Origin of the sequence: Citrobacter tructae (assembly GCF_004684345.1) — a bacterium.
In the GTDB taxonomy this organism is placed as follows: Bacteria; Pseudomonadota; Gammaproteobacteria; order Enterobacterales; family Enterobacteriaceae; genus Citrobacter; species Citrobacter tructae.
Genome location: NZ_CP038469.1, coordinates 2,226,766 through 2,245,593, shown reverse-complemented (window position 1 = coordinate 2,245,593; position 18,828 = coordinate 2,226,766). Strand labels below are relative to the sequence as shown.

At 50.8% G+C, this 18,828-nt stretch carries 17 protein-coding genes; 9 read left to right on the top strand and 8 right to left on the bottom strand.

Features of this window, described 5'->3' with window-relative positions:
• Positions 1-46: 46 nt before the first annotated feature.
• The 5 genes from phoB (at position 47) to malZ (ending at position 7,219) form a co-directional block, all read left to right on the top strand.
• Positions 47-736, top strand: coding sequence for a phosphate response regulator transcription factor PhoB (gene phoB / locus E4Z61_RS11635; RefSeq protein WP_135322897.1), 690 nt, complete (start codon positions 47-49; stop codon positions 734-736).
• Between the two features lie 50 nt (positions 737-786).
• Positions 787-2,082 carry a phosphate regulon sensor histidine kinase PhoR gene (gene phoR / locus E4Z61_RS11630; protein ID WP_135322896.1) on the top strand — a complete coding sequence of 432 codons (1,296 nt, stop codon included), beginning with the start codon at positions 787-789 and terminating at the stop codon, positions 2,080-2,082.
• A 405-nt stretch (positions 2,083-2,487) separates the two neighbouring features.
• Positions 2,488-3,807, top strand: coding sequence for a branched-chain amino acid transporter carrier protein BrnQ (brnQ, locus tag E4Z61_RS11625; protein WP_135322895.1), 1,320 nt, complete (start codon positions 2,488-2,490; stop codon positions 3,805-3,807).
• An 81-nt stretch (positions 3,808-3,888) separates the two neighbouring features.
• On the top strand, positions 3,889-5,262 hold the full coding sequence (gene proY, locus E4Z61_RS11620; RefSeq protein ID WP_135322894.1) for a proline-specific permease ProY: 1,374 nt from the start codon (positions 3,889-3,891) through the stop codon (positions 5,260-5,262).
• Between the two features lie 139 nt (positions 5,263-5,401).
• Entirely contained in the window at positions 5,402-7,219 is a 1,818-nt protein-coding gene (gene malZ / locus E4Z61_RS11615; RefSeq protein WP_135322893.1) for a maltodextrin glucosidase, read from the top strand.
• Here malZ and E4Z61_RS11610 read toward each other — a convergent pair.
• Positions 7,213-8,115, bottom strand: coding sequence for a LysR family transcriptional regulator (locus E4Z61_RS11610; protein WP_135322892.1), 903 nt, complete (start codon positions 8,113-8,115; stop codon positions 7,213-7,215). The two genes, malZ and E4Z61_RS11610, sit on opposite strands and share 7 nt — an antisense overlap.
• A gap of 273 nt (positions 8,116-8,388) precedes the next feature.
• On the opposite strand from E4Z61_RS11610, the gene E4Z61_RS11605 reads away from it, so the two are divergent.
• The 3 genes from E4Z61_RS11605 (at position 8,389) to E4Z61_RS11595 (ending at position 11,559) form a co-directional block, all read left to right on the top strand.
• Positions 8,389-9,030: a hydrolase gene (locus tag E4Z61_RS11605; RefSeq protein ID WP_135322891.1), complete on the top strand. Its 642-nt coding sequence runs from the start codon at positions 8,389-8,391 to the stop codon at positions 9,028-9,030.
• 93 nt (positions 9,031-9,123) lie between these two features.
• Entirely contained in the window at positions 9,124-9,669 is a 546-nt protein-coding gene (locus E4Z61_RS11600; protein ID WP_135322890.1) for an antibiotic biosynthesis monooxygenase, read from the top strand.
• 21 nt (positions 9,670-9,690) lie between these two features.
• Positions 9,691-11,559 carry an amidohydrolase gene (locus E4Z61_RS11595; protein ID WP_135322889.1) on the top strand — a complete coding sequence of 623 codons (1,869 nt, stop codon included), beginning with the start codon at positions 9,691-9,693 and terminating at the stop codon, positions 11,557-11,559.
• A gap of 91 nt (positions 11,560-11,650) precedes the next feature.
• On the opposite strand, the gene fba is transcribed toward E4Z61_RS11595, so the two are convergent.
• From fba to acpH, 7 genes are all read right to left on the bottom strand, one after another.
• On the bottom strand, positions 11,651-12,511 hold the full coding sequence (gene fba, locus E4Z61_RS11590; RefSeq protein WP_135322888.1) for a class II fructose-1,6-bisphosphate aldolase: 861 nt from the start codon (positions 12,509-12,511) through the stop codon (positions 11,651-11,653).
• Between the two features lie 30 nt (positions 12,512-12,541).
• Complete coding sequence (locus tag E4Z61_RS11585; RefSeq protein WP_135322887.1) at positions 12,542-13,504, bottom strand: carbohydrate kinase family protein; 963 nt, start codon at positions 13,502-13,504, stop codon at positions 12,542-12,544.
• A gap of 62 nt (positions 13,505-13,566) precedes the next feature.
• Positions 13,567-14,958, bottom strand: a complete 1,392-nt coding sequence (locus E4Z61_RS11580; protein ID WP_135322886.1) for a PTS ascorbate transporter subunit IIC — start codon at positions 14,956-14,958, stop codon at positions 13,567-13,569.
• Between the two features lie 20 nt (positions 14,959-14,978).
• Positions 14,979-15,266, bottom strand: coding sequence for a PTS sugar transporter subunit IIB (locus E4Z61_RS11575; protein WP_135322885.1), 288 nt, complete (start codon positions 15,264-15,266; stop codon positions 14,979-14,981).
• 5 nt (positions 15,267-15,271) lie between these two features.
• A complete protein-coding gene (locus tag E4Z61_RS11570) occupies positions 15,272-15,715 on the bottom strand; it encodes a PTS sugar transporter subunit IIA (RefSeq protein WP_135322884.1) in 444 nt (147 codons plus the stop codon).
• Between the two features lie 578 nt (positions 15,716-16,293).
• Positions 16,294-16,896: a peroxiredoxin gene (locus E4Z61_RS11565; RefSeq protein WP_135322883.1), complete on the bottom strand. Its 603-nt coding sequence runs from the start codon at positions 16,894-16,896 to the stop codon at positions 16,294-16,296.
• A 167-nt stretch (positions 16,897-17,063) separates the two neighbouring features.
• Entirely contained in the window at positions 17,064-17,645 is a 582-nt protein-coding gene (gene acpH, locus E4Z61_RS11560; protein WP_135322882.1) for an ACP phosphodiesterase, read from the bottom strand.
• 90 nt (positions 17,646-17,735) lie between these two features.
• On the opposite strand from acpH, the gene queA reads away from it, so the two are divergent.
• Positions 17,736-18,806, top strand: a complete 1,071-nt coding sequence (gene queA / locus E4Z61_RS11555; RefSeq protein ID WP_135322881.1) for a tRNA preQ1(34) S-adenosylmethionine ribosyltransferase-isomerase QueA — start codon at positions 17,736-17,738, stop codon at positions 18,804-18,806.
• The last annotated feature ends 22 nt before the right edge of the window (positions 18,807-18,828 follow it).

Sequence of the window (18,828 nt, the reverse complement as noted above, 5' to 3'; positions counted from 1 at the left end):
CGGCGTATTTAGGGTATGAACGATTAAATTAAAAACAGGGCAAATCATGGCGAGACGTATTCTGGTCGTAGAAGATGAAGCTCCAATTCGTGAAATGGTCTGCTTCGTGCTCGAGCAAAACGGGTTCCAACCTGTAGAAGCCGAAGACTATGACAGTGCGGTGAATCAACTCAATGAACCCTGGCCGGATCTGATCCTACTTGACTGGATGCTTCCCGGCGGATCGGGCCTGCAGTTCATTAAACACCTCAAGCGTGAGGCGATGACGCGGGATATCCCTGTCATGATGCTGACGGCGAGAGGCGAAGAGGAAGACCGCGTGCGTGGGCTGGAAACCGGCGCGGATGACTATATCACCAAGCCGTTTTCCCCCAAGGAACTGGTGGCACGTATTAAAGCCGTGCTGCGTCGTATTTCGCCAATGGCGGTTGAAGAAGTCATTGAGATGCAGGGGCTGAGTCTTGATCCCACCTCGCATCGCGTGATGACCGGGGAGGCTCCGCTGGATATGGGACCAACCGAATTCAAACTGCTGCATTTCTTTATGACCCATCCCGAGCGCGTCTACAGCCGCGAACAATTACTTAATCATGTCTGGGGCACCAATGTGTACGTGGAGGACCGGACGGTTGATGTGCATATCCGTCGCTTGCGTAAGGCGCTGGAGCACAGCGGCCACGATCGCATGGTGCAGACGGTACGTGGGACGGGATACCGTTTTTCAACCCGCTTCTGACGGGTACGTGAGATAGCCCATTAGATCAAGCTGTAAATGGAGTGTGACGTTTGCTTGAACGATTGTCATGGAAAAGGCTGGTACTGGAGCTGATACTTTGCTGCATACCAGCTTTTATCCTTAGTGCTTTTTTGGGTTACCTGCCCTGGTTTTTACTGGCATCGGTAACGGGTCTGCTTATCTGGCATTTCTGGAATTTACTGCGTTTATCCTGGTGGTTATGGGTCGACATGAGTATGACGCCTCCGCCGGGGCGTGGCAGTTGGGAACCGTTGCTCTATGGCCTGCATCAAATGCAACTGCGTAACAAAAAACGCCGTCGTGAGCTGGGGAATCTGATTAAACGCTTTCGCAGCGGGGCGGAGTCACTCCCCGATGCGGTGGTGCTGACCACCGAAGAAGGCGGTATTTTCTGGTGTAACGGTCTGGCGCAGCAGGTTTTGGGACTGCGTTGGCCGGACGATAGCGGGCAAAATATTCTTAACCTGCTGCGTTACCCGGAATTCACGTTGTACCTTAAAACGCGCGACTTTAGTCGACCGATCAATTTGGTTCTCAATACCGGACGACATCTGGAAATTCGCGTGATGCCGTATACCGACAAGCAACTGTTGATGGTGGCGCGTGATGTCACCCAGATGCACCAACTGGAAGGCGCGAGGCGTAACTTTTTTGCCAACGCCAGCCATGAGCTGCGTACGCCAATCACGGTGCTGCAAGGCTATCTGGAAATGATGCAGGAACATCCCCTGGAAGGTGCAACGCGAGAAAAAGCGCTGCACACCATGCGTGAGCAAACACAGCGTATGGAAGGGCTGGTTAAGCAACTGCTGACATTGTCGAGAATCGAGGCCGCACCAGCGCTGCTGTTGAATGAAAAAGTCGATGTGCCGGTGATACTGCGCGTGGTTGAACATGAGGCGCAAACGCTGAGTCAGAATAAACACACGTTTACCTTTGACGTGGATAATCGCCTGAGCGTAATGGGCAATGAGGAGCAACTGCGTAGCGCTATCTCGAATCTCGTGTATAACGCGGTGAACCATACGCCTGCGGGAACGCACATCACCGTGCGCTGGCAGCATGTCGCGTCGGGGGCGGAGTTTTGTGTTGAGGACAACGGTCCAGGTATTGCTGCGGAGCACATTCCGCGTTTGACCGAGCGCTTTTATCGCGTGGACAAAGCGCGATCGCGGCAAACGGGCGGAAGCGGACTCGGGCTGGCTATTGTGAAACACGCCTTAAATCATCACGACAGCCGATTGAATATTGAAAGTCAGCCGGGCAAAGGGACGCGGTTTAGCTTTGTGCTTGCGGAACGTTTACTTGCCAAAAGTAACGATTGACGCTTCTTCGTAAGATTATCTTTCCAAAAAGCCAGCGCAAGCTGGTTTTTTTATGTGGTCAATGTATGCATCCTGAATTTTACGACGTTTGATTGTTTTTTGTTCGAACTATTACCCATACCTTTTTCCCGGAAATGGTGTTTTGTGCTGGCTCTGTTTTTCATATCACTATATTGTTCCGGTTTTTGGATCCCACCTTGCTTTAAAACGTTATAAGCGTTTAAATTGCGCACCATGTGCTGTCATACCGACTGCATTTACGCGGTAAATCGAAAAACTATTCTTCGCCGCGCCAGGCTGGGAGAATTTCCCGCTGGAATTGATTAAAAATGCCGCTGTATCGTCCCTCAGGGATAGGCAAAAATTAAACGTTTACAACACCACATCCACAGGCAGTAAGACTTTATGACCCATCAGTTAAAATCACGCGATATCATCGCACTGGGATTTATGACATTTGCACTGTTCGTTGGTGCAGGTAACATTATTTTCCCCCCTATGGTTGGTTTGCAGGCTGGCGAGCACGTCTGGACTGCAGCTTTTGGCTTTCTGATTACCGCTGTTGGCCTGCCGGTGCTTACCGTTGTGGCGCTGGCGAAAGTCGGTGGTGGTGTAGACAGCCTGAGCACCCCGATCGGCAAAGTCGCCGGTTTAGTGCTGGCCACCGTCTGCTATCTGGCCGTCGGACCGCTGTTTGCTACGCCGCGTACCGCGACAGTTTCCTTTGAAGTGGGGATTGCCCCGCTGACCGGTGACTCCGCGCTGCCGCTGTTTATCTACAGCGTGGTTTATTTCGCGATTGTTATCCTGGTGTCGCTCTATCCGGGCAAACTGCTGGATACCGTGGGCAATTTCCTCGCCCCGCTGAAAATCCTTGCGCTGATTGTGCTGTCTGTTGCCGCGATTGTCTGGCCTGCCGGCCCGATCAGCAATGCGATGGAAGCCTATCAAACTGCAGCGTTTTCTAATGGCTTCGTGAACGGGTATCTGACCATGGATACGCTGGGCGCGATGGTATTTGGTATTGTTATCGTCAACGCCGCTCGCTCGCGTGGCGTTACTGAAGCGCGTCTGCTGACCCGTTACACCGTTTGGGCGGGTTTGATGGCAGGTGTGGGCTTAACGCTGCTGTATCTCGCGCTGTTCCGTCTGGGTTCAGATAGCGCGATTCTGGTGGATCAGTCTGCTAACGGCGCGGCGATTCTGCATGCGTATGTTCAGCACACCTTTGGTGGCGCTGGGAGCTTCCTGCTGGCGGCGCTTATTTTCATCGCCTGTTTGGTTACGGCGGTTGGCCTGACCTGTGCGTGCGCTGAATTCTTCGCGCAGTACGTTCCACTGTCTTATCGTACGCTGGTGTTTATCCTCGGCGGCTTCTCCATGGTGGTGTCAAACCTGGGCCTGAGCCACCTGATTCAGATCTCGATTCCGGTTCTGACGGCTATCTATCCGCCATGTATCGCACTGGTTGTATTAAGCTTTACCCGCTCATGGTGGCATAATTCTTCCCGCGTCATTGCACCTGCGATGTTTATCAGCCTGATTTTTGGTATCCTTGATGGCATTAAAGCTTCTGCAATTGGCGACGTCTTACCGGCCTGGACCCAGCGTTTACCGCTGGCGGAGCAAGGTCTGGCGTGGTTGATGCCAACAGTCGTGATGGTGGTCCTGGCCGTTATTTGGGACCGTGCAGCAGGTCGACAAGTGACCTCCAGCGCACACTAATATCACTGACAATAAGTTTTAACCACGGGGCTATTAATATGGCCCCGTGGTTTTTTTATTGTGTTAACAGGTTAGGAATCGATGGAAAGTAATAACAAGCTAAAGCGTGGGCTGAGCACCCGGCACATCCGCTTTATGGCATTAGGTTCAGCAATTGGTACCGGATTGTTTTATGGCTCAGCTGATGCCATCAAAATGGCGGGGCCGAGTGTGTTGCTGGCCTATCTTATCGGTGGCGTGGCGGCGTACATTATCATGCGCGCGCTGGGCGAAATGTCCGTTCATAACCCGGCAGCCAGTTCGTTCTCGCGCTATGCGCAGGAAAACCTCGGACCGCTGGCAGGCTACATTACCGGCTGGACCTACTGTTTTGAAATCTTGATTGTCGCCATTGCCGACGTGACCGCTTTCGGTATTTATATGGGCGTCTGGTTCCCGGCTGTGCCGCACTGGATCTGGGTTCTGAGCGTGGTGCTGATTATCTGCGCCATCAACCTGATGAGCGTGAAGGTGTTTGGCGAGCTGGAGTTCTGGTTCTCGTTCTTTAAGGTTGCCACCATCATCATCATGATTGTTGCCGGTTTCGGCATCATCATTTGGGGCATTGGTAACGGCGGGCAACCGACCGGTATTCATAACCTGTGGAGCAACGGTGGTTTCTTCAGTAACGGCTGGCTGGGTATGGTCATGTCGCTGCAAATGGTGATGTTTGCCTACGGCGGGATTGAGATTATCGGTATTACTGCTGGCGAAGCAAAAGACCCGGAGAAATCCATTCCGCGCGCGATCAACTCTGTGCCGATGCGAATCCTGGTGTTTTACGTGGGGACGCTGTTCGTCATTATGTCTATTTATCCGTGGAACCAGGTGGGCACCGACGGTAGCCCGTTCGTCCTGACGTTCCAGCATATGGGCATTACCTTTGCAGCAGGTATCCTTAACTTTGTGGTGCTGACCGCCTCGCTGTCGGCGATCAACTCTGACGTCTTTGGTGTGGGCCGTATGCTGCACGGCATGGCGGAGCAGGGAAGCGCACCGAAAATGTTCGCCAAAACCTCGCGTCGTGGCGTGCCGTGGGTGACGGTGATGGTGATGACCGTCGCGCTACTGTTTGCGGTGTATCTCAACTACATCATGCCGGAGAATATCTTCCTGGTTATTGCCTCGCTGGCGACGTTTGCCACGGTGTGGGTGTGGATTATGATCCTGTTGTCGCAAATTGCCTTCCGTCGCCGTTTACCACCAGAAGAGATTAACGCACTGACGTTTAAAGTGCCGGGCGGCGTGGTCACGACGGTGATTGGTCTGATTTTCCTGGTCTTTATCATCGGGCTTATCGGCTACCATCCGGATACCCGTATTTCGCTGTACGTCGGTTTCGCGTGGATTGCCCTGCTGCTGATCGGCTGGGTATTCAAACGCCGTCGCGAGCGCCAACTGGCTGAAGTTAATTGATTCTCTGCCGGGTAATGTATTGTGTTACCCGGCATTTTTCTCCTCCCCCGAACTCCTCCCCCAATAAACGTTAAGATGATGAGTGATCCTTAACTTCCCTATGGCAAGGTGACTTCATTTTCATCAAAGGGGATACGTGATGTTGAACGCCTGGCACCTTCCGGTTGCCCCATTTGTTAAGCAAAACAAAGATAAACTGACGATTACGCTCTGGCTGGCAGGGGACAATCCGCCCCAGCGAGTAACGTTACGTGCGGAAAATGATAACGAAGAGATCTCGCTCTGCATGCACAAGCAGCGCAGCCAGCCGCAGCCCGGAGTGACCGCGTGGCGCACGGCAATCGATCTCTCCTGCGGCCAGCCTCGTCGACGCTATGGTTTTAAGCTGCTCTGGCTCGATCGCCAGCTGTGGTTTACCCCGCAAGGGTTCAGCCGCATTCCGCCCGCGCGTCTGGAACAGTTTGCCGTGGATGTGCCGGACAACGGTCCGCAATGGGTGGCTGACCAGGTTTTCTATCAGATTTTCCCGGACCGCTTTGCGCGCAGCCAGTCGCGTGATGTGGGGCAGGATAACGTCTACTATCACCACGCCGCTGGGCAGGATATTGTGCAGCGTGACTGGGAAGAACCGCTGACCGCACAGGCCGGAGGCTCGACGTTTTATGGCGGCGATTTGGACGGGATCAGCGAGAAACTGCCGTACCTGAAAACCTTAGGGGTAACGGCGCTGTACCTGAACCCGGTTTTTACCGCGCCGAGCGTGCATAAATACGACACCGAAGATTATCGTCATGTTGACCCGCGATTTGGCGGCGACAGGGCGCTATTACGCCTGCGACATAACACGCAGCAACAGGGAATGCGCCTGGTGCTGGACGGCGTATTCAATCACAGCGGCGATTCGCACGCCTGGTTCGACAGGCATAATCGGGGAACAGACGGGGCGTGCCATAATCCGGACTCGCCCTGGCGGGGTTGGTACCATTTTTCTGACAATGGTGTTGCGCTGGACTGGCTGGGTTATGCCAGTTTGCCCAAGCTGGACTTTGCCTCGGAAAGCCTGGTGAATGAAATTTATCGCGGCGAAGACAGTATTGTACGGCACTGGTTAAAAGCGCCGTGGAGTATGGATGGCTGGCGGCTTGATGTGGTGCACATGCTGGGGGAGGCCGGTGGGGCACGCAACAACCTGCAGCATGTGGCCGGGATTACCCAGGCGGCGAAAGAAACGCAGCCAGAAGTTTATGTTGTGGGTGAACACTTTGGTGATGCGCGCCAGTGGTTACAGGCCGATGCTGAAGATGCCGCCATGAACTATCGCGGTTTTACTTTCCCACTCTGGGGATTTCTCGCCAACACCGATATCTCTTACGATCCGCAGTCTATTGACGCCCAGACCTGTATGGCGTGGATGGATAACTATCGCGCGGGTCTGTCGCATCAGCAGCAGTTGCGCATGTTCAACCAGCTCGACAGCCACGATACTGCCCGCTTTAAATCGCTGTTGGGCAAAGATGTTGCGCGCCTGCCGCTGGCAGTGGTATGGCTGTTTACCTGGCCTGGTGTTCCCTGTATTTACTACGGTGATGAAGTAGGACTGGATGGGAATAACGATCCGTTTTGCCGCAAGCCGTTCCCGTGGCAGAAAGAAAAACAGGATGGCGAACTGCTGGCACTGTACCAGCGGCTGGCGAAATTACGTCATCACAGTAAGGCGCTACGCCACGGCGGTTGTCAGGTGATTTACGCCGAGGATAACGTGGTAGTATTTGTGCGGGTTCTGAACCAGCAGCGTGTCCTGGTGGCGATTAACCGGGGGCACGCCTGTGAGGTGGTGCTGCCGTCGTCGCCGTTGCTAAATATCGCGCAGTGGCAGCACAAAGAGGGAAAAGGTCAGGTTGTTGGCGATGTGCTGACGCTGCCCGCGATCTCGGCTTCGGTGTGGATGAGTCATTGATATAAATCCGTAATCCCCGGGCTTGCCAGCAGCGTTTCCCGCCACCAGCGCTGCGCCAGCCCGTCGCTGTTATTGCGCCATGCCATATAAGCGACATCCTTTTGACGAAAAGAAGTCACCGTTTTTTCTACCAACTCGCCCGTGGCAAGCCATGGGCTGGCAATATGGCGGGGAAGAAATCCGCAGCCTATTCCGGACCGAAGTAACATCACCTTACTGTGGAAATCATCGACGCGAATTTGTGCCTGCTCCTCCATCAGGTTGCTTTGTAACGGATGACAAAAGCGGGCGCTGTCGCTGATCACAACCGCCCGGTGCAGGCACAATTGTTCATTCGTTAAGTCAGTCGGTGCTGCGGCCAGTGGATGCTCAGGCGCGACAACAAATACGTTATCCAGCGTACCGAGCATTTTGTAAGACCAGGCGGCGGACGTCGGTGGTTCATTAATCGCGCCCAGAATAATATCCGCGCCGTTGTGGGTGAGTTCTTCCCACGAACCCGCCAGCGTATGGTGGGTAAAGTTGAGACGCGTTTGTTTATTGAGGGCGTAAAAAGCATCGATTACCGGTAATAAGGCGGCAAAAGGAAAGGAGGCATCCAGCGCAATCGCCAGTTCTTTTTCCCAGCCTGCGCTCAGCTGTAACGCTTGTTTTTCGAGGTCTTTGGCCGCGCTGAGCAGCAAACGTCCCTTTTCCAGCATCATCAGTCCGGTATCGGTAAACTTCGCCCGATGCCCGGAACGGTCAAGCAATTCTATATTCAGATCGCTTTCCAGCTTTTGAATCATATAGCTGAGTGCCGCAGGTGTTTTAAACAGCGATTCAGCCGCAGCAGCAAATGATCCCTGTTTGTCGAGTGCGTCGAGGATAAGCAGAACGTCCAGATTGATGCGCATAAGAGGAAAATATCCTGAAAATTAAACCCCTCTGTTGTACCGAAAGGAGAAAAACAATGCCAGTGAATAAATTAGATTAGTCATGCGTATTTTTTTGATGTTGTTTAGGATATATCGCAGCACAGAATTAATAGTTTCACAGGATGGTCAGTTTTCTTTAATAACTCGTTAGAAATTTCCCGCTATACTCAATACGCTTTATGATTCAGGATCCTGCTGCTGACGGCAGTTACAGACCGTTGCCTTTTAACTTATTGATTAAGAAGGTGTGCTATGTCTATTCGGGAACTGATTGACCCACAAAACTCGACGCTTATTTTTATTGACCATCAGCCACAAATGTCATTTGGCGTGGCAAATATTGATCGCCAGATGCTGAAAAATAATACTGTTGCATTAGCCAAAGCCGGCAAAATATTTAATGTGCCCGTCATTTATACATCCGTTGAAACCAAAAGCTTTAGTGGTTATATCTGGCCGGAATTATTAGCCGTGCATCCTGACGTGAAGCCCATTGAACGCACGTCGATGAACTCCTGGGAAGATGCCGCGTTTGTGAAAGCGGTGAAAGCGACCGGGCGTAAAAAGCTGATTATCTCTGCATTATGGACGGAAGTTTGTCTGACCTTCCCAGCGTTGATGGCGCTGGAAGAGGGTTATGAAGTGTATGTGGTGACCGACACTTCTGGCGGTACTTCCGTTGATGCTCATGAACGTTCTATTGACCGCATGGTGCAGGCGGGTGCCGTGCCGGTTACCTGGCAGCAGGTGCTGTTGGAATACCAGCGCGACTGGTCACGCAAAGAAACTTACGATGCGGTGATGGATTTGGTGCGTGAACACAGCGGCGCGTACGGCATGGGTGTGGATTATGCCTATACCCTGGTGCATGGTGCACCGGAACGCAAAGCCTAAATACACGTCATCCTTCATGTTGCCTCGTATGAGGTTGTGTATTGGCATTTATGGCGGGTTACTCCGCCATTCTTCTTTTGCAAGGAACCTTTCATGGCGCAGAACAAACATGTGACGTTGGTGATTACTCACACGCTGTTGCCTGAGCAGGCGCAGCGGTATGAGCAGTGGCTGGGCAAAATTATGCCGGTAGCCGCAGAGTTCCCCGGTCATTTGGGGGCGAATGTTATTCGTCCTACTGATGGGCAAAATCTGTGGAACATAATTATCCGCTTCGACACCCTTGAGCATCTGTATCAGTGGACCCAGTCCGATACGCGCCGTGCGCTGGTTGAGGAGATTGCACCGCTGCTGGCCGAGGGCGATAAAACGGAAGTTCGTACCGAGGCGGCGTTCTGGTTTACGCCGCCAGTGGTGCATGTTCGCCAACCCAGGCGCTGGAAACAGTTTCTGATCACTCTGCTGGTGATTTTTCCCAGCACTAACCTGGTGCCGTGGTTAACCGGCATGGTGCTGCCCTCGTTGAAGGGATCGTTACTCTTGCATCTGATTAATGATGCCTGTGTGGTTGCGCTGGTGGTCTGGCTGTGGATGCCCATCGTAACCCGTCTGTTTGCCGGATGGCTGAAAAAAGCCTGACCGGTTTCTCAGGAGATTGTTATGTCTCAAACTGCCACTCTGATTCTGACTCACGGAAAAATTCATACCCTTGAAAGCCAATGCCCGCAGGTGGAGGCGGTGGCGATCAACGACGGGAAGATCCTGGCGACAGGTAGCCACGATCGGGTTATGAGCCTTGCCGCTGAAGGTACGCAGGTTGTCGATCTGCAAGGTCATACCGTGATCCCGGGTCTTAATGATTCACACCTGCACCTGATTCGCGGTGGGCTGAATTACAATCTGGAACTACGCTGGGAAGGTGTTCCGTCGCTGGCGGACGCGCTGCGTATGCTCAAAGAGCAAGCTGATCGCACACCGTCGCCGCAGTGGGTTCGCGTAGTGGGCGGCTGGAGCGAATTTCAGTTTGCTGAACGCCGCATGCCGACCCTGGAAGAACTCAACGAAGCCGCACCGGACACGCCCGTTTTTGTTCTGCATCTCTACGACAGGGCGTTGCTGAACCGAGCGGCGCTGAAAGCCGTGGGGTATACCAAAGCGACGCCGGATCCGGCGGGGGGTGAGATCGTGCGTGATGGAAATGGCAACCCGACCGGCATGCTGATCGCCAAACCTAACGCCATGATCCTTTACTCGACGCTGGCGAAAGGACCAAAACTGCCGCTGGAAATGCAGGTGAACTCGACCCGCCAGTTTATGCGCGAGCTGAACCGTCTGGGCCTAACCAGCGCCATTGATGCTGGCGGCGGTTTTCAGAACTACCCGGAAGATTACGAGATAATCGAGCAATTGCACGCCAATAAACAGATGACGGTGCGCATCGCCTACAACCTGTTTACCCAGCGTCCGAAGCAGGAAGTGGAAGACTTTGAACGCTGGACCGATATGCTCAAGCCAGGACAGGGGACCGACTTCTACCGCGCTAATGGTGCTGGTGAAATGCTGGTCTTTTCGGCGGCAGATTTCGAAGATTTCCTGCAGCCGCGCCCGGATTTACCGGAAGGTATGGAAGATGAGTTGGAGCGCGTGGTACGCCACCTGGTGGAACATCGCTGGCCGTTCCGCCTGCACGCCACTTATGATGAATCGATCAGCCGCATGCTGGATGTGTTCGAGAAGGTGAATCGCGATATCCCGTTCAATGGTCTGCACTGGTTCTTCGATCACGCGGAAACCATAACCGAACGAAATATCGAGCGCGTGAAAGCGCTGGGCGGCGGGATTGCGGTTCAGCATCGGATGGCGTTCCAGGGCGAGTATTTTGTCGATCGCTATGGCAAAGACGCGGTGAAACATACGCCGCCAGTGGCGAAAATGTTGGCGGCGGAAGTACCGGTAGGCTTGGGGACTGACGCGACTCGCGTGGCGAGCTACAACCCGTGGACGGCATTGTACTGGCTGGTCTCCGGACGCACTGTCGGGGGGATGGCCATGTATGACGACGACAACCGTTTACCGCGCGACGTGGCGCTGGAGCTGTGGACTGCGGGCAGTGCCTGGTTCTCCAGTGAGCAGGGCAAGAAAGGCCGCATTGCTAAAGATCAGCTTGCTGACCTGGTCGTGTTGTCAAAAGACTATTTCACCGTGCCAGAAGAGAAGATTAAAGGCATTGAGTCGGTGATGACGATTGTGGACGGCAAAGTCGTTTATGCCGCCGGACATTTCACACCGCTGGCGCCCCCTGCTATTCCAGTGGTACCTGACTGGTCGCCGGTGATGAACGTGCCGGGGCACTACCGCTCAGCACCACCAATTGCCGCGAAAGTGGGCGCAATGGTCCAGATGCATCAGTGTTGCGGAAGCTGTGGCGTACATGGACACCAGCATGAGATTGCGCGTCAATCTGGTATTCCGGTGTCGGATGACCGGGCGTTCTGGGGCGCGTTGGGATGTTCGTGCTTTGCGTTCTAGTGTTATGACCGTATTCCCCCCGAGATAATGTATCCGGGGGGATTCGCGCGAAAAAGCGTATTTTTTCGTGGTTGCTATACCGGACAGACATCTACACTCTGTTCTGCGAACCAAAAATATGAATTCGCTGGGCAATCATTTCCTGTACAGGCACCAACCCCAGGTTAATCACTTTCCGGGGATCATTCACATCGTGACCCGTATCTGCGGCAAATATTGCTTTCACAGCCTGGCACCAGGCATACATATTTTCCGTGTTGACGTTAATTTTTGCTGTACCGCATGAGATAGCCCTACGCATGTCCTCGTCGGTAATTCCGGTTCCACCGTGCAATACCAGAGGAACTTTGACCAACTCAGAGATAGCTTTCATTTCAGTGAACCCTAGTTTAGCCTTGCCTTTATATAATCCATGCGTCGAACCCAGGGCTGCGGCCAGGCAGTCCACCTGGGTTTCTTTCACCAGTGTGGCGCACTCTTGAGGGTCTGCATAGATAACGTTTGAGTTCACGATGCCGTCTTCGCTGCCAGCAATTGTTCCCAGTTCGGCTTCGACTGAAATACCTTTGCGGTGAGCTATATCGACGAGATTGCGGGTGATTGCAAGGTTTTCACTGAACGGAAGGTGAGATCCATCAAACATAATGGAGCTAAAACCTGCCTCAATGGCGGCCTCACAAGCTTCCTGGGTTGTACCGTGATCAAGATGCAGAGCCACCGGAATATCTGTCTGTAGGTAATCCATTGCATTAACCACAATATCATGGATGCATTTTAATCCCAGCATATGCTTAACCGTGCCACCGGAAACGCCTAAAATAACAGGAGAGCGAAGTCGTTGTGCGGTACTTAATACTGCCCCGACCCATTCCAGATTATTAATATTGAATTGTCCTACGGCATAGCCATCCCGTAGGGCATGCTGAAGCATGTCCTTCATAGAAACTAACATAATCACCTCTGAATATTTAGTAACGTAGAATTAATCGCCAAAGTATTGCTTTAAATTCCTCTCGTAGTGATTTAATGAATTATGCACGACGGCCAGATCAGGCATTGATTCCCTAACCCCTTTTTTCTCAATAGAAATGGCCGCGGTCAAACTAGCAAATAAAATAATATTATCAATGTGCCAGGAGTAATGGACTCCGTAGGTAAATGCTCCATGAAACACATCACCCGCACCGGTTGTATCTACTGCATTACACACCCAGGTTGGGACAATTTGCAGTAATCCGTTTTTTAAAAAAGCACATCCTTTTTCACCTAGTGTAATAAAAGCTTCACCACGGCATATTTTATTTAATTCAATAAGGGTCGACTTTAGTTCTGTTTCAGTGCTGAGAGAAGCTAACCCCATATAGTCGCGGGCGAAGTGTTCACTGACTACGAAATAATCAGTCCATGCAGCCAGCTTAACATTGCTATCACGCAATGACCCCCCATCCATTACCACGCGAGCGTTAGGTAGCTTCTTTAACAAGTACTCACTTATTTCTGGTTCATGTCCGTCGATTAATAATGTGACAGGCTCTTCTGTGGAAATAAGTCTTTCAGCTAAATCATCGAGTTTTAATTTTTGGTCATAGGTCAGAGACGGCAGCGTTTGCATTTTACGGGTAATTATAGTGCGTGATCCTGTTAACCGATTAACCAGTACTGAGGCTAACGGGGTGATCATTTCATCTGAAAAGACGATGTGATCGGTATTGACGCCCGCTTGGGCAAACTCATCAATAATTCGTTGCCCGTAAATATCCTTATTTAAGTGCCCTATGTAGTAAATGTCTTCGCCCCATAGTCCTAGCAACCACGCCGCGTTTGCGGCGGGACCGCCGCCGCTTTCAATAAAATCATGACTAAAGTTCTTCGTGTTCTCCTGGGGCCATTCATTGAGAAAAAAGAACTGATCAAAACATGAAAACCCTACGGACAATATAGCCATAACAACTCCTGATAATGTCACCAGTAACGGGAAGTTTCCTTCCCGTCTGGAAAAATGAAACCCTATTCATTTTTTTTCCCTGCGATGAGATCCTCATAGCTGAGTGTATCTCCCACCACACGAACAGAACGGAAGCAGAAAGGCACCAGCAGCGCGATAAGCAGCACCGCACAAATCATATACACCGTAATTTGACCAAAATGCGTAAATGCATTACCGATGATGATGCCCCATACGGCAAAGTCGAAATCGGCAAAAGTGCTGTTTTCGAAGCCCAGGTTGCCCAAAGCTGGTAGCAGCATCGCAGGAAGAAACGCAAGGAAGATCCCACCAATAAATGAGGCGATCACGCAACCACGCTTCCCGCCAAGTTTGTCAGCGAACACGCCTGATGTACCGCCGCAGAAAAAGTGGGGTACCATGCCTGGAATAATCAGCGCCATACCGAATGCGCCCAAAAATAACATGCCGACCAGACCGCCAATAAACGAACTGATGAAACCGACCACGACAGCTGTAGGGCTAAAGGTAAAAAATACAGCACAATCAACGGCAGGAATTGAGTTGGGTATTAACTTCTGGCTGATTCCCTGAAAGGCGGGTACCAGATCGCCCAGAATGAGGCGTACGCCGTTGTAAACAATGGCAACACCCACTGCAAATTGCAGACCGGTCAGAATAGAGAAAATCAGCATGTTTTGGTCAGTGATTGTACTCAGGTATTCGTTGCCCGCGACGGCGCTGCAAATAAAATAGATAACAAACATCACAATACCGGTTGTTACTGTGGTGTCGCGGAGAAAACCCCATTTTTCTGAAATCTCGGTATCAGCGAATGAATTTGCTGGATTACCTGTTTTGCTGGCGATCCAGGCGGAGATATAATAGCCTAGTGATCCAAAGTGCCCCATGGCAATTCCGCCATCTTCGGTGACCTGTTTGGTATAGCGTTGACCAATGGCGGGAGAGATAGCGGACCATGAACCCAGTAAAAATCCGCCGATGACGATAAGCATCCATCCACGGAATTCCGCCGCCTGGAGTACCGCAGAAAATAAGCAGGCAAGGAAGAAGGAGTGGTGCCCAGTCAAGAAAATGTACTTATATTTTGTGAAACGGGCGATCAACAAATTAAAAATGAAACCCAACAATAGGATACTCATTGTCTCTACGCCAAGTAGTTTTTGTGCTACAGAAACAATTGCTTCATTATTTGGGATCACACCTCGGATATTAAAACCAGCCTCGATAATACCGCCAAGAGGATTAAGATTGGCAACAATTACGCCAGCGCCAGCACTTAACATTAAGTAACCTAATATCGGTTTTAATGTGCCAGTTAGTAATTTATTACCTGGGGAGCGCAGCGCCACTAAACCTACAAATGCGATGATCCCCATCAGAAATGCGGGTTGACTAAATATTTCTGATAAGAAAGTGAGTATAGCCTGCATGTTCGTTACCTCAATAATTATTATGAATGAGTAACAGCAAGTTTTTGTAGTGCTTCGCTAATATCTTCTGCAATTTTTGCTTTATGAACATAACTGCGAATAATAGCGACATTGCAGTGTGCCGGAAACTGAGTTGCTAATTCTTTTATCGTGATATAAAGATGGGCTTTTTCCCCGACTGCATTAGCAAAATCCACAGAGGCAACGTCTGCTTTTATTCCTAATTCTTCACATATTTTCTTCACGTTATTTGCAGCCATTAATGAACTGCCAATACCGTTACCACATACTGTTCTGATAACTAACATAATGACTACTCCATTTGTTTTCGGATAAAATGTAATGCTGAGTTAACATCGTTATGTTGTTGAAGGAAATTAACAATGTCTGACTCAATTAGACTGGCAATAACCTGAATCATTTTTATATGGCTATCTGCATCTGCACCGGCAATAGCAATGATGACGCTCACCGGGTCAAATTCATCATGACCAAAACTAATTGGTTGTTGGGTTGTAATTAAGGAAAATCCGGTACGCAAAGCGCCTTTCTCAGGGCGAGCATGAGGCATTGCCAGACCATAATCGATGACAATCGCTGGGCCAAAATTTTGGTAGACTTCTATCATTTCTTCTACGTATTCGGCGCGGCAAATATTTTTTTTCACCAATAGCGAACCCGCAGATCTGATCGCATCTTCGGCTGTTGAAATGTTTTGTTTTAATGCAATTAGCGTAGGGTCAAAAATAATTTCCATAATCCCATCCTTAACGCCGATATATTTGTGAATTAAATTATGGATAAAGATACTGACGAAAATCATGTGTCAGATCACATTTGAATTTTTCAACTTTGAAACAGATCACACTAGTCGAAATTTTAGCGATGTCACCGGATAAAAATGATTGAGAATAAATTCATATTAATCAATATGTTATGTTTTTCATTCGCAAAATAGAAAAAATATAAGAGAAGGAGATTTAGAATTGCAGAAAATTTACATCATGTAATTGAGTCGTAGCTCACAAATCTCAGTAGGCTTTTTTATGAAAATTTGATATGGATTGCAAAATTCAGGGGGGACACCCAACTCTCAATGAGATGGAGAAGAAATCTGACGGTTGCTATATACGGAAAGCAGTGGTATGGCGAAGGGAAATAATACAGAAATAAGAATCTACTCTAATTGAATACGGCATAAATTTCGTCCTCGAAGAGCTCTCGATAATTCCTGATAAAGAGGCTTGTTTGCGCTGTTGGCTTGAGGTCTAAAGACGATGATATAAAGCCATAAAAAAGGCTCGCATTAGCGAGCCTTTTCTCAATTCATGCCAATTACAGGCTAGAGACGTTTTCGGTCAGGTATTTTGCAACACCGTCCGGAGACGCGTTCATACCTTCTTTACCTTTTTCCCACTGTGCCGGGCAAACATCGCCGTGCTCTTCGTGGAACTGCAGCGCGTCAACCATACGCAGCATTTCGTCGATGTTACGACCCAGCGGCAGATCGTTAACCACCTGGTGGCGAACAATGCCGTTTGCGTCGATCAGGAAAGAACCGCGCAGAGCAACGCCCGCTTCCGGGTGCTCGATGCCGTAGGCTTTCTGGATTTCACGTTTGATGTCAGCAACCATTGCGTATTTCACTGCACCGATGCCGCCTTTGTCGACAGGGGTGTTACGCCATGCGTTGTGGACAAACTCAGAGTCGAAAGAAACGCCAACCACTTCAACGCCGCGCTTCTGGAATTCTTCGTAACGCTTGTCGAACGCGATCAGTTCAGACGGGCAAACGAAGGTGAAGTCCATCGGCCAGAAGAAAAGAACGGTGGTTTTACCGTTGGTATGCTGTTTGAAGTTGAAGTTCTCAACAATCTCACCGCTACCCAGTACCGCAGCTGCTGTGAAATCCGGAGCCTGACGAGTTACCAGTACCATATAATTCTCCTGCAAAGTTAAGGGGTTTTTGGAACGCAACGCGGGCCAGTATAGAGAGTGTTCGGGAATAAGACAAAGAGGCGCTGACAATCAATAAGACAGGTTTTGGCTATCAATGTTTTGCCGGATGGCGGCGTCGCCTTATCCGGCACGTAGCTATAAGGTCATCAAAGTGCTTTACGGCGGGCCTGTTCCATCATTTGCGGATAAAAACGCCAGAAGCGTTCTTCCAGGGCATCGTAGTGCCTATCCAGGTCATACCATGAGTCGCGCAGGGCATCGAGGCGCGGGCGGCGACTGGCCATGCCATTGAGTACATCCTGGATAAAATCCATATCCTGATAGCGTTCCAGCCATTTCTCTGACCACAGATAGTTGTTCAAATTAACAAAACGCGGCGGCGAGTCTGGCAGGATAGTGACAACCTGGGTATGGGCGTAGCTCACAAAGGCCGCTAGCGGGAAGTCGGGTGATATTTCTGACCAGTGGCGCGATAAAAAGTGATCCCACATCACGTCCAGCGTAATTGGTGCGACGCGGCGCGTCTCGCTGCGAAACCATTCTTTGGCTTCACGGACTTCCGGCAGATTGTCGGTCATGACGTCGATTCGACGATGCATAAAAATGCCGTCCACTACGTCAGGTGAATAGTGCGTTTCCGGATTGCCCCGGACAAAATCCGCCAGCAGATTGCCGGAAAGCGAGCTGTCGGCAAGGTGGGCGAGATGAAGATGAGCGAGAAAATTCATGGTTTGATATTCATCCAGAGGGGTAAAGGTTGCAGGGAGGACGCCCCGGCACTAGACTACCCGCCTCTTATTTTAGTCTGAGTCAGTGTCATGCGCGTTACCGATTTCACCTTTGAACTTCCTGAATCCCTGATTGCTCACTATCCGCAGGCTGAACGCAGCAGTTGCCGCTTGCTGTCACTGGATGGGCCGACGGGCGCGCTGACGCACGGTACTTTCACCGATTTGCTCGACAAGCTCAACCCTGGAGATTTGCTGGTCTTTAACAATACCCGCGTGATCCCAGCCCGTCTATTTGGTCGTAAAGCCAGTGGCGGCAAGATTGAAGTGCTGGTCGAGCGTATGTTGGATGATAAACGTATCCTGGCACATATTCGCGCTTCTAAAGCGCCGAAGCCGGGTGCTGAACTGCTGCTTGGCGACGATGAAAGCATTAAAGCAACGATGGTTGCACGTCATGATGCGTTGTTCGAAGTGGAGTTTGACGACGAACGTAGCGTACTGGATATCCTCAATGCCATCGGCCATATGCCGTTGCCGCCGTATATCGACCGTCCTGATGAAGATGCCGACCGCGAACTGTACCAGACCGTTTACAGCGAAAAACCTGGCGCGGTGGCGGCACCGACAGCCGGTCTGCACTTTGACGATCCGTTGTTGGCAAAACTGCGTGATAAAGGCATTGAGATGGCGTTCGTGACGCTGCACGTTGGGGCGGGGACGTTCCAGCCGGTGCGCGTAGACACCATTGAAGATCACATCATGCACTCCGAATATGCCGAAGTGCCGCAGGATGTCGTTGATGCAGTGCTGGCGGCAAAAGCGCGCGGCAATCGCGTTATTGCGGTAGGGACGACGTCAGTTCGTTCGCTGGAAAGCGCGGCCCAGGCGGCTAGAAACGATCTGATCGAACCGTTCTTCGGTGATACGCAAATATTCATTTATCCAGGCTATAAATACCGGGTGATTGATGCGCTGGTGACTAACTTCCATCTGCCTGAATCGACATTGATTATGCTGGTATCCGCGTTTGCTGGCTATAAAAACACCATGAACGCCTATCATGAAGCCGTAAAAGCGGAATATCGCTTTTTTAGTTACGGGGATGCCATGTTTATCACGTACAATCCGCAAGCTATTTCCGAGCGTGTCGGGGAGTAAATCCCCGGCATGAGTGTTTAAC